Origin of the sequence: uncultured Pseudosulfitobacter sp., from assembly GCF_963976325.1 — a bacterium.
Classification (GTDB): Bacteria; Pseudomonadota; Alphaproteobacteria; order Rhodobacterales; family Rhodobacteraceae; genus Pseudosulfitobacter.
On the sequence record NZ_CAXBJW010000011.1, the window covers coordinates 62893 to 74695 of the forward strand.

The following is an 11803-nucleotide window of genomic DNA, read 5'->3' on the forward strand; positions in this document are numbered from 1 at the left end:
CGGGGCACGTGCCCTGACTAATTAACCGAATGTTAAGAATTTGGTCCCTCATTGTTCTCCTGCTCTTGCCCGTGGTGGCAGGGGCAGGCGCATTCTCCGGCCCCGTGCGGGTGATCGACGCCGATACCATCGACGTGGGCACAACCCGCGTCCGCCTGCACGGCATTGACGCGCCCGAGATGGATCAGGAATGCCTGACCGCGCAGGGCGTCGCCTATGAATGCGGACGCTGGGCCACGGCCCAGGTGCGGGCCCTGTACCAGAACCGTCTGGCGCGCTGTCAGCAGATAGACATCGACCGCTATGGCCGCACCGTGGCCCGCTGTCTGGTGGGCGATGTGGACATGGGCCGCGAAATCGTCAGCCTTGGGCTGGCCTTTGCCTACACCCGCTATTCCGAGGCTTATGTGCTGGACGAAAAGGGCGCCGCCGTGAACGACCGCGGCCTGCACGCCATGCGCGTGCTATCCCCCGCCCAGTTCCGCGCCCTGCGGACCAAGGGGCGCGCCGCCCCAAATCCGGCCTGCGTGATCAAGGGCAACATTTCAAAAAACGGACGTATCTTTCACGTGCCGGGGCAAGAGTTCTACGACCGCACCGGCATCGACACCACGCGCGGCGAACGCTGGTTCTGCTCGGCGGCACAGGCCCGCGCGGCAGGCTGGCGGCCCGCCCGCAGATAGGCCGCTATCCGACCTGATAGGGCAGCACGTCGCGCATATCGGGATCGACCTGCAACTGGCGTTCCAACGGCGGCACCGACCGCTGGTGGCACTGCTTGCGCTCGCAGATCCGGCAGGAAATGCCGATAGGTTCGAACGCATCATCGCGACCCAGGTTCAGCCCGTCGGCATAGACCAGATTGCGTGCATGGCTGATCTCGCAGCCGAACGAGATGGCGAACCGCCGCACCGGCGCGCCGAACCGTCCCGCCGGTTTCGACACATCCCGCGCAAGGCTCAGGTAACGCACCCCGTCCGGCGTTTCCGCCAGTTGGCGCAGGAACTGGCCGGGCTGTTCGAACGCACGGTGCACGTTCCACAGCGGACAGGCCCCGCCAAAGCGTGCGAATTGCAGCCGCGTGGCGGAATGGCGTTTGGTGATCGTGCCCGCCTGATCGACCCGCACGAAAAAGAACGGAATGCCCTTGGCACCGGGGCGCTGCATCGTGGACAGACGGTGCACCACCTGTTCAATCGACGCGCCGAACCGGCTGGCCAGAATTTCGATGTCGTGGCGACAGTCCTGTGCCGCTTGCAGAAACCGCCCATAGGGCATCAGCGTCGCCCCCGCGAAATAGTTGGCCAGCCCGATCTTGGCGATAGCGCGCGCCTCGGACGACTGGAACCGCGCCAGATCCAGCGTCGCCTCCAACAGTGCATCCTGCCGCACCAGCGCCAGTTGCAGCAGCATCTGGAAGGTCTGCGTTTCCGGCGACAGCCGCGACGAGATGCGCAAGACTTTGGCCTGTGCATCATAGGACCGGATCAGGTCCATATCGTCGAATTGCACAGTCACGCCCGCATTGCCCAAACCGGCGACGACCGCCACCCGAATGTTGTTGATCCGGCCCTCGGCGGTGGCAAAATGCTCGGCGGCACGGTCGACCGCATCAATGTAGTTGTCGCAATAGTGAAAGAAATCGCGCACCTCTTCCCATGGGCTGGGGCGGGCGCGGGCATCTTCGCGGCCCAATGCCTCGTCCAGCGATGCCAGCCGTTCGTGAGTCTGCCGATAGCTGCGGTGCAATGCGATAAACGCATGGGCCAGTGCGGGCGCGTTGGACGCCGCCAACCGCAGGTCGGCCATAGGGGGCATGTCGCCGGAAAACACCGGATCGGCCAGCGCCTCGCGCATGTCGGACACCAACCGCTCGCTGTCACCGGTGCTCAGCTCGGTCACGTCCAGACCGAACTCCTGCGCCAGTGCCAGCACCACGGTGGTGCTGACAGGCCGGTTGTTGTTTTCCATCTGGTTGAGATAGGGCAGGGACACGCCCAGCTTGGCCGCGAAATGCTTTTGCGTCATGCCGATGCGCGTGCGCACCTCACGCAGCTTGGCGCCTGCATATAATTTCTGTTGAGCCATCGACGCCCCCTTTGCAACTTTGCACAAGGGGCACGTTAGCTTTGCAAAGTCAGTCCGACAAGGGTGTCGGCGCAAGCTGGCGCTCGCGCCAATAGACCGTGCCGATGGCCGCCAGCGCCATGATCGAGGTGATGGTCATCATGTATAGCAAGGGGAATGCGCCCGATTCAACGGTCAGCATGGTGCCCACCAGCCCCGACAGCATCGCGCCGCCGCCAATCTGGATCGCGCCACCCAGCCCCGACGCCGTGCCCGCAAGGTGCGGACGCACCGACAGCATCCCTGCCGTGGCATTGGGGATCGTCAGGCCGTTGCCCAGACCCACGAACATCATCATGCCAAAGAACGACCACGGGCTGCCGTACCCCAGCAGGAACAGCGTCAGCGATCCGGCCACCCCGAACAGGTTGGACACGCACCCGTACAGCACCAGCCGGTTCACGCCCAGCCGGGTGGCAAAGGCGCCGGTGATCGCATTGCCGGCCATGTAGCCGATGGCGGGCGCACCAAACACCAGCCCCAGCATGGACGGCGACATGTGAAACAGAACCGACCCGACAAAGGGCGCACCGCCCAGATAGGCGAAAAACGATCCCGAACAGCACGCCGAGGCCAGCGAATACCCCCAGAACCGCGGGCTGCGCAGCAGTTCAGGATATTCGCGGAACTGCGCGCCCAATGTCTTGCCGGTGCTGGTGGCGGTTTCGCCCAGATCGGCCCAGACCACCCACAGGGTGATGCCGCCGATGACGAAAAACGCCCAAAAGTTCGCACGCCAGCCGAACAGCTCGTCCAGCACGCCGCCGATGGCGGGGCTGATCATGGGCACGACCGACATGAACATGGTGACGATGCCGATCATCGACGCGCTTTCGTTCTGATCGTACATATCGCGGATCACCGCACGGCTTAGCACCATGGCCACGGCGCTGACCGCCTGACACATGCGAAAGAACAAAAACACCTCGGCCGTGGGCGCGAAAATACAGCCCAGCGTCGCCAGCAGGAACAGCGACAGCCCGCCCAGCAAGACCGGCCTGCGCCCGATGCTGTCCGAAATCGGCCCGATCAGGATCTGAAGCATCGCGCTGACCCCTAGAAACAGGGCCACTGAAAGCTGCATCAGCCTGTATTCCGTATGGAAATACTCTGTCATGTTCGGCAGCGACGGCAGGAACATGTTCATGACCATCGCCGACATGCCCGCAAGCATAATCAAGGTCATCAAATGGGGCGGGGTCGAGCGTTTGAGAAAGCGCACAGATGGTATATGTTGCATTTCAGGAAGGTAGATTGCGCCCACTCCGGTGTCCATTGCGTTTGGCGCATAGCAGCCATGCGTTTGCGTATGGTTTGCGGATTTGCAATTAGCAAATCCTGCATCGCAAATGATTTGCAAATATTCCACAAGATGCTTTTGTGCGCGCCGTTGGCCTGTTAGCCTGTGCCAAATCGAAACAGGGGCCTGACATGAAAGACATTCTGACCGAACTGGAAGACCGTCGCGCACAGGCGCGGCTGGGCGGCGGGCAAAATCGCATCGACGCACAGCACGGCCGTGGCAAACTGACCGCCCGCGAGCGGATCGAATTGCTGCTGGACGAGGACAGCTTTGAAGAGTTCGACATGTTCGTGGCCCACCGCTGCACCGATTTTGGCATGGAAAAACAAAAGCCTGCCGGTGATGGTGTGATCACCGGATGGGGCACCATCAACGGTCGCATGGTCTATGTGTTCAGCCAGGACTTTACCGTGTTCGGTGGTTCACTGTCCGAAACCCACGCCCAGAAGATCTGCAAAATTCAGGATATGGCGATCCAGAACGGTGCGCCGGTCATCGGCATCAACGATTCCGGCGGCGCGCGCATTCAGGAAGGTGTTGCCTCGCTGGCAGGCTACGCTGAAGTGTTCCAGCGCAACATCATGGCCTCGGGCGTGGTGCCGCAGATCAGCCTGATCATGGGCCCCTGCGCGGGCGGCGCTGTCTATTCCCCCGCGATGACCGACTTTATCTTCATGGTGCGCGACACCTCTTATATGTTCGTGACCGGCCCCGACGTGGTGAAAACCGTGACCAACGAACAGGTCACCGCCGAGGAACTGGGCGGCGCGTCCACCCACACCAAGAAATCCAGCGTTGCCGATGGCGCGTTTGAAAACGACGTCGAGGCGCTGGCCGAAGTGCGCCGGCTGGTCGATTTCCTGCCGCTGAACAACCGCGAAAAGCCCCCCGTGCGCCCGTTCTTTGACGAACCGGGCCGTGTCGAGGACAGCTTGGACACGCTGATCCCCGAAAACGCCAACACCCCCTACGACATGAAGGAACTGATCCACAAGGTCGCGGACGAGGGGGATTTTTTCGAGATTCAGGAAGATTTCGCCAAGAATATCATCACTGGCTTTGTCCGCCTTGAGGGGCAGACCGTGGGCGTTGTCGCCAACCAGCCGATGGTGCTGGCCGGCTGTCTGGACATCGACAGCAGCCGCAAGGCCGCGCGGTTTGTGCGGTTCTGCGACGCGTTCGAAATCCCGATCCTGACGCTGGTCGACGTGCCCGGTTTCCTGCCCGGCACCGGTCAGGAATACGGCGGCGTCATCAAACATGGTGCAAAGCTGTTGTTCGCCTATGGCGAGGCGACCGTGCCCAAGGTCACCGTGATCACCCGCAAGGCCTATGGCGGTGCCTACGACGTGATGGCGTCCAAGCACTTGCGTGGCGATTTCAACTATGCCTGGCCGACTGCCGAGATTGCGGTGATGGGTGCCAAGGGTGCGACCGAGATCATCCACCGCGGCGATCTGGGCGATGCCGACAAGATTGCCAAGCACGCCGCCGACTACGAGGCGCGCTTTGCCAACCCCTTTGTCGCCGCCGAACGCGGGTTCATCGACGAAGTCATCATGCCCCATTCGACCCGCCGCCGGATCAGCAAGGCGTTTGCATCGCTGCGCACCAAAAAGCTGACGAACCCGTGGAAGAAACACGACAACATTCCGCTGTGATCTTCGGGGGAACGCAGATGCACCTGTTCGCGTTGGCTCCGAAAGGAGCAAGCCATGACCAAGGACCACGGCCCGTCCGTCAAGGACGACGAGACCTACGAGGCGCTGCGCGAGGATGGCGCATCGAAGCAAAAGGCTGCGCGCATTGCAAATGCACAGGCCAACAGCGATCAGCATCCGTCCGAAAAGGGCGGCAAGCAGCCGCCCTACGAGGACTGGACCAAGGAAGACTTGTACGCGCGTGCGCAGGAACTGGACATCGACGGGCGTTCGGACATGACCAAGGACGACCTGATCAAGGCGTTGCGCAACCGCTGAACGGGCGGGCGGCATGATGCGACCTGCCGCCATATGCGCCGCGCTGCTGGCCGCCAGTCCCTTGTGGGCGTTCGACGTGCCCTCGGGGCAGGCGATTGAATTGCAAGAGGTGTTGATCGACGACACCAGCGGCACCAACATCCTGCGATTCCGGTTTCTGGCCCCCGCCATCGCCCGCGACGGCGGCACCATGACCTATGCGGACAGCGCCCCCGATATCGAGGATCTGTGCGCCAGAACGGTCATTCCCTACCTCGCGGAATATGCGCTGACGCCAGAGATCGTGGTGATCTCGCTGGCGGACCGCGCGGTCGAATTCGGACAGCCCGATCCCGACGCAACCCAGTTTTTCGATGCTTTCCGCATCCAAGATAACACCTGCATCTGGGAGGCTTTTTAATGTCTGCACAACATCTTGCGGCGCACCCTTCACGTAAGCGGGAAGTTGCGTCTTTGGAGTCACAGCGCGGCGCGATGACGCAGTGCGCATATCTTTCACATTTGGAATCCGCTATGATTGCTCCGAGGAAACCCGAAGGGTCCCTTACCTCTATTGAGGCAGGGTCCGCGCATCTGTGCGGGCAACGCCTTGTGCAACAAAACAGGAGCTACAGATGTCGAAGAACATCATACTTTTGGCAATGTTCGGCCTTACCGCCGTTGTTGCCGCCTGTGCGCGCGAGCAGCAGGCCGAAGAATTTGTCGTGGTCGATCCCGAGCCCATCTCGGTCGAGCCAGTCTACACCGGCAAATACAAGTAGTACCATTTCAGGGCAGGCCTTTGGGCCTGCTCTGGCCCCCGACATGGCCCTAACTTTGGCCCCGCAGATCTCGCATGGGGGTGTCCCATGCTGAAGCATCGCGGTTTCCCCGGTCGTCTGGCCAGTACCGATTTCCAATTCACCCTGCGCCGCGCCAACCCCAAGGGCGCCACCCCGCTGATCCGCCGCGACCGCAAGCGCGACCGCAAGCCTGCGGACCGTCGCGCCGACCTGGGCTTTATGAAAGCGTTGTGGGAAAATTTCGGCGCTGAACCGTTCGAGCGCGGCAATCTGGACGCGGGCCGTCTGTCGTGGCTGTTCGGCCGCGAGGTGATCCCCGCGATGGACGATTTCGACCCCGAAGCCTATGACGCGCTTCTGGTCATCGACGAGGCCGTCGCCCGCGCATCATTTCCCGAAGCGTTTGACGGGCCTTCGGCATGATTTTGCTTGCAAAAAGCAACCTTTGGCAAGCATTGGCCGACGCCCAAACGCGGCACTTGGCGACAGCGCATGGCCTGTGTCAGGTTCAACCACAGGGTGCTGCGGCCCATTCTTGTGCAGCGCCTGATCACCATCTCCATACCCCTTCCCCTTACGGGCGGCGGTCTGACACGCGTCAGACGCCGCCCGCCTTTTCCCGGACCCGCCCGATGCGGCGGAAACCGGCGCAAACGGGGGCTTCATGTCTTTTTACATTGCCGGAACCGATCAATCTGTCATGCGTTGTACAGGCATATCAGGCAGTACAAGGACAAAAACCATGCCCCTTAAATCCATTATCATCGCAGGCATCGCTTGCGCAGGACTGGCCGCTTGCGGCGATACCATCGGTGAACAGGCTTTGGTCGGCGGTGCCGTCGGCGCAGGTGCGGCTGCGGTCACATCGGGCAGCGTACTCACGGGTGCCGCTGTCGGCGTGGCAGGCAACGTCGCCTATTGCCAGGCTTACCCGCACAAATGTAACTGATCATCGCGCGCGGGCAGGGGCTCCTGACGCCCCTGCGCGCGCACGTCTGACACAATCCGAAATTCAAACCAATGCTGCAACCGCCCTGCTTTCGCACGGCGGTTTTTGGCGTTCGGCACAACAAACTTAAGGGACCCGCAATGTTCAAAAAGATCCTGATCGCCAACCGCGGTGAAATCGCCTGCCGTGTCATCAAGACCGCGCGCAAGATGGGCATTCAGACGGTTGCCATCTATTCCGACGCCGACCGCAACGCGCTGCACGTGAAAATGGCGGACGAGGCGGTGCACATCGGCCCGCCCCCCGCCAACCAGTCCTATATCGTCATCGACAAGGTGATGGAGGCGATCAAATCCTCGGGCGCCGAAGCGGTCCACCCCGGTTACGGTTTCCTGTCCGAGAACTCGAAATTCGCCGAGGCGCTGGACGCCGCCGGTGTTGCCTTTGTCGGCCCGCCCGTGGGCGCGATCGAGAAGATGGGCGACAAGATCACCTCGAAGAAAATCGCCCAAGAGGCCGGCGTGAGCACCGTGCCCGGCTACATGGGGCTGATCGACGACGCGGAACACGCGGTCAAGATCGCAACCGAGGTGGGCTATCCGGTGATGATCAAGGCCAGCGCCGGCGGCGGCGGCAAGGGGATGCGCATCGCGTGGAACGACGACGAGGCCCGCGAAGGCTTCCAGTCGTCCAAGAACGAGGCCGCCAACAGCTTTGGCGACGACCGGATTTTCATCGAGAAATTCGTGACCCAACCGCGCCACATCGAAATTCAGGTGCTGTGCGACAGCCACGGCAACGGCATCTATCTGGGCGAACGCGAATGTTCGATCCAGCGCCGCAACCAGAAGGTCGTCGAAGAGGCGCCCAGCCCCTTCCTGGACGAGAAAACCCGCCGCGCCATGGGCGAACAGGCCGTGGCACTGGCACAAGCCGTGGATTACGCCAGCGCGGGCACCGTGGAATTCATCGTCGATGGCGACAAGAATTTCTATTTCCTCGAAATGAACACCCGTTTGCAGGTGGAACATCCCGTCACCGAACTGATCACCGGCGTTGATCTGGTCGAACAGATGATCCGCGTCGCCAATGGCGAGAAACTGACGATCACCCAAGACGACGTGCAACTGAACGGCTGGGCCATCGAAAACCGCCTGTATGCCGAGGACCCCTATCGCGGCTTCCTGCCGTCGATTGGCCGTCTGACCCGCTACCGTCCCCCCGCCGAGGTGGCCGCAGGCCCGTTGCTGGACAATGACAAATGGCAAGGCGATGCGGCGGCTGGCCCCGTTGCCGTGCGCAATGACACCGGCGTCTTCGAGGGCGGCGAGATCAGCATGTATTACGATCCGATGATTGCCAAACTGTGCACATGGGCCCCCACCCGCGCCGAAGCGATCGAGGCCATGCGCGTGGCGCTGGACAGCTTCGAGGTCGAAGGCATCGGGCACAACCTGCCGTTCCTCTCTGCCGTGATGGACCACCCGATCTTTATCAAGGGCGAGATGACCACCGCCTTTATCGCCGAGGAATATCCCGACGGCTTTGAAGGTGTAGCCCTGTCCGAGGACGACCTGAAACGCATCGCCGCCGCCACCGCCGCGATGAACCGCATCAGCGAGATTCGACGCGCCCGCGTGTCGGGCCGCATGGACAACCACGAACGAAAAGTGGGCACCGACTGGAACGTGGCGCTGCAAGGCGCGTCTTTCGATGTGACCATCAGCGCTGCCGACAGCACCGGTGCCACCGTGACATTCGATGGCGGTGACAGTCTGCGGGTGCAGGGCGACTGGACCCCCGGCGACCAACTGGCCAAGATGACCGTGGGCGACGCGCCCTTGGTGCTGAAGGTCGGCAAGATCAGCGGCGGCTTCCGCATCCGCACCCGTGGAGTGGACCTCAAGGTGCATGTGCGCACCCCGCGTCAGGCCGAGCTGGCTCGTCTGATGCCCGAGAAAATCGCCGCAGACACGTCCAAACTGCTGCTGTGCCCGATGCCGGGTCTGGTGGTGAAACTGAACGTGGCCGAAGGCGATCAGGTGCAAGAAGGGCAGGCCCTGTGCACCATCGAGGCGATGAAAATGGAAAACATCCTGCGCGCCGAAAAAGCCGGCACCGTGTCCAAGGTCAACGCCAGCGAGGGCGACAGCCTTGCAGTGGATGAAATCATCATGGAGTTCGAATAAACCGCCATGGCCCGTGTCGCGTTGCATAACGCCCGCACACGGGCCTTGGGTCGGGCGTCAGCTCGGGCCTTGGGGACGTGTCAGCCTTCGGACTGGACCGCGCCGCGCAATTCCTGCTGGCGCAGCGGGGTTTTGTCCAGGCTGCGACTGATCGCGCGCACATCCCACGGGAACGGTTTGCGTATCAGCACATCACCGTTCTTGTCGATGAGCACCATCATGTACCCCCGTGGCCGCAGCTTCTTGCGCAGCGGCGACGCTGCGGCGGGATCGGTGTCCAGCAGCACAACCACGTCGTATTCCAGCAAATCAGCCGCCCGTGCCCGCAACAGCGCCACCTGTTCCACATATCGCGGGTCGGCGGGGCTGTCGGCAAAGACCACGATGGGCCGGTTTGTCCAGACGAATTGCGCCAAATCTTCCGCATCCGCCGTGGCGAACAGCTCGTCCACAGGGGTCAGGGTGGTGTCATCGGCCCAGGCCGGAAATGCCCCCATAGCTATGAAAACAAAGGCGATAAGTCTTTTCATGGTCTCTCCCGTCTTCTCTAAGATAAGGGCTTGTGCGGCAAATTCGATGGGCAAAATGCGCGCAGGGGCGATTAAACCGGCGGTAACGGGGGCAGGGGCATGATCCGCACGCTCCGATCCGCGCGGTTTCACCGCACAGTGCCATACGGGGCGCATGTCTTGCGAAAGGACATCAGGCCCATGGACGTGATCCTGCATCTGGGTGCCCACCGCACCGCCACTGCCAGCTTTCGGGATGCACTGCGCCGCAACGGTGACGCGCTGAAACAAGCAGGTGTCGGTGTCTGGGGGCCGTGCCGCATGGGGCGCGGCTTGCTGGCTGGCATTTTGCCCCAACCCGGAACCGATGCGCCCCGCGCCGCACGCCGCGCCACAGGGCGGATGCGGCTGGCCCTGCGCCAGACCGCCGCCACCGGCGTCGCCACGCTGATCATCAGCGACGAAACCATGATCGGCGCCGTCCGCACCAACATCCGCGCCCGCAGCCTGTATCCTGACATCGGATTGCGCATGGCGCGCGTCGCCCAGACCTTTGACGGGCGCATCAGCCGCGTCGTGCTGAACATCCGTGCGCAGGACCTGTGGTGGTCATCCGCCATCGCCTGCGATGTGGCACGCGGCGCAACGATGCCGGACTATCAGGCGCTGAACACCATTGCCCAGTCCCGCCGAAGCTGGCGCGATGTCATCACCGATCTGGCCTGCGCCCTCCCACAGGCTGACCTGCGCATTCTCCCCTTTGAACGCTTTGCGGGCCGCAGCGACGCTATTCTGAACGCAGGCGCGGGCTGTATCGCGCCCTTGCCTGCGCAAGGCCAACGGCTGAACCGCGCCCCCGATGCCGCCAGCCTGCGCGGCATTCTGGCCGAGCGTGGCACCGCCCACACCATCCCCGACGGCGCAACAGGCCGCTGGACCCCCTTCACCCCCGACCAATCCGCGCACCTGCGCGCCGCCTATGCCAGCGATCTGGCGTGGCTGGCCGCTGGCGCGGAGGGGCTTGCAACACTGACACAGGATCCGGGACGCACCAGAGCGGGACAAACCCTGCCGTGCGCCCCACAGAAAGAAGGACAAGACCATGACCGACAAAAAGGCAGACTGGCGCACTCTGGCCGAGGCTGAACTGCGGGGCCGCCCCGTGGATGACCTGACGTGGAAAACGCTGGAAGGCATCGACGTACAGCCCCTGTACACCGCTGACGACCTGAAAGGCCTGGACCACCTGGGCACCATCCCCGGTGCAGCCCCCTATACGCGCGGGGTCAAGGCGACGATGTACGCAGGCCGCCCGTGGACCATCCGCCAATACGCGGGTTTTTCGACAGCCGAGGAATCCAATGCCTTCTACCGCCGCAACCTGGCCGCAGGGCAGCAGGGCGTGTCGGTGGCCTTTGATCTGGCGACGCACCGTGGCTACGACAGCGACCACGAGCGTGTGGTGGGCGATGTGGGCAAGGCAGGCGTGGCCATTGACAGCGTCGAGGACATGAAGATCCTGTTCGACGGCATCCCGCTGGACAAGGTGTCCGTGTCGATGACCATGAACGGCGCGGTTATCCCGATCCTGGCCAGCTTTATCGTCGCGGGCGAAGAACAGGGTCACGACCGCAAGGTGCTGGCCGGCACCATCCAGAACGACATTCTCAAAGAATTCATGGTGCGCAACACCTATATCTACCCGCCCGAGCCGTCGATGCGCATCATCGGGGACATCATCGAATACACCTCGGATTTCATGCCAAAGTTCAATTCGATCTCGATCTCGGGCTATCACATGCAAGAGGCGGGCGCGAACCTTGTGCAGGAACTGGCATTCACGCTGGCCGACGGGCGCGAATACGTGCGCACCGCCATTGCCGCCGGCATGGACGTGGACCGTTTCGCCCCGCGCCTGTCGTTCTTCTTCGCCATCGGCATGAACTTTTTCATGGAGGCCGCCAA

General features: G+C 62.5%; 13 protein-coding genes. 10 read left to right on the forward strand and 3 right to left on the reverse strand.

Annotation, left to right across the window (positions count from 1 at the left end; genetic code table 11):
* Positions 1 to 71 precede the first annotated feature (71 nt).
* On the forward strand, positions 72 to 683 hold the full coding sequence (locus tag AAC077_RS17590; RefSeq protein ID WP_339772364.1) for a thermonuclease family protein: 612 nt from the start codon (positions 72 to 74) through the stop codon (positions 681 to 683).
* A gap of 4 nt (positions 684 to 687) precedes the next feature.
* Here AAC077_RS17590 and AAC077_RS17595 read toward each other — a convergent pair whose 3' ends face one another.
* Both AAC077_RS17595 and AAC077_RS17600 read right to left on the reverse strand, forming a co-directional pair.
* A complete protein-coding gene (locus AAC077_RS17595) occupies positions 688 to 2088 on the reverse strand; it encodes a short-chain fatty acyl-CoA regulator family protein (protein ID WP_339772324.1) in 1401 nt (466 codons plus the stop codon).
* 49 nt (positions 2089 to 2137) lie between these two features.
* On the reverse strand, positions 2138 to 3367 hold the full coding sequence (locus AAC077_RS17600) for a multidrug effflux MFS transporter (protein WP_339772327.1): 1230 nt from the start codon (positions 3365 to 3367) through the stop codon (positions 2138 to 2140).
* A 191-nt stretch (positions 3368 to 3558) separates the two neighbouring features.
* On the opposite strand from AAC077_RS17600, the gene AAC077_RS17605 reads away from it, so the two are divergent.
* The 7 genes from AAC077_RS17605 (at position 3559) to AAC077_RS17635 (ending at position 9329) form a co-directional block, all read left to right on the forward strand.
* Positions 3559 to 5091, forward strand: coding sequence for an acyl-CoA carboxylase subunit beta (locus tag AAC077_RS17605; protein ID WP_339772331.1), 1533 nt, complete (start codon positions 3559 to 3561; stop codon positions 5089 to 5091).
* A gap of 54 nt (positions 5092 to 5145) precedes the next feature.
* Positions 5146 to 5409 (forward strand): Rho termination factor, encoded by a 264-nt coding sequence (locus AAC077_RS17610; RefSeq protein WP_339772334.1) that lies wholly within the window; start codon positions 5146 to 5148, stop codon positions 5407 to 5409.
* Positions 5410 to 5422: 13 nt separating this feature from the next.
* A complete protein-coding gene (locus AAC077_RS17615; protein WP_339772337.1) occupies positions 5423 to 5809 on the forward strand; it encodes a DUF6497 family protein in 387 nt (128 codons plus the stop codon).
* Positions 5810 to 6023: 214 nt separating this feature from the next.
* On the forward strand, positions 6024 to 6170 hold the full coding sequence (locus AAC077_RS17620; RefSeq protein ID WP_197021946.1) for a hypothetical protein: 147 nt from the start codon (positions 6024 to 6026) through the stop codon (positions 6168 to 6170).
* 87 nt (positions 6171 to 6257) lie between these two features.
* Positions 6258 to 6614 carry a hypothetical protein gene (locus AAC077_RS17625; protein WP_339772340.1) on the forward strand — a complete coding sequence of 119 codons (357 nt, stop codon included), beginning with the start codon at positions 6258 to 6260 and terminating at the stop codon, positions 6612 to 6614.
* Positions 6615 to 6933: 319 nt separating this feature from the next.
* Entirely contained in the window at positions 6934 to 7140 is a 207-nt protein-coding gene (locus AAC077_RS17630; protein ID WP_339772343.1) for a hypothetical protein, read from the forward strand.
* A 140-nt stretch (positions 7141 to 7280) separates the two neighbouring features.
* On the forward strand, positions 7281 to 9329 hold the full coding sequence (locus tag AAC077_RS17635; RefSeq protein ID WP_339772346.1) for an acetyl/propionyl/methylcrotonyl-CoA carboxylase subunit alpha: 2049 nt from the start codon (positions 7281 to 7283) through the stop codon (positions 9327 to 9329).
* Positions 9330 to 9409: 80 nt separating this feature from the next.
* On the opposite strand, the gene AAC077_RS17640 is transcribed toward AAC077_RS17635, so the two are convergent.
* The gene (locus AAC077_RS17640; RefSeq protein WP_339772348.1) at positions 9410 to 9859 is read right to left on the reverse strand and encodes a DUF4174 domain-containing protein; all 450 of its coding nucleotides are present in this window, start codon (positions 9857 to 9859) and stop codon (positions 9410 to 9412) included.
* 180 nt (positions 9860 to 10039) lie between these two features.
* Between AAC077_RS17640 and AAC077_RS17645 the strand changes: the two genes are divergently transcribed.
* Together AAC077_RS17645 and AAC077_RS17650 are read left to right on the forward strand one after the other, a co-directional pair.
* Positions 10040 to 10984, forward strand: coding sequence for a hypothetical protein (locus AAC077_RS17645; RefSeq protein WP_339772350.1), 945 nt, complete (start codon positions 10040 to 10042; stop codon positions 10982 to 10984).
* On the forward strand, positions 10941 to 11803 hold an 863-nt coding region (locus AAC077_RS17650), incomplete at its 3' end, for a methylmalonyl-CoA mutase family protein (protein ID WP_339772352.1). The genes AAC077_RS17645 and AAC077_RS17650, both read left to right, overlap by 44 nt.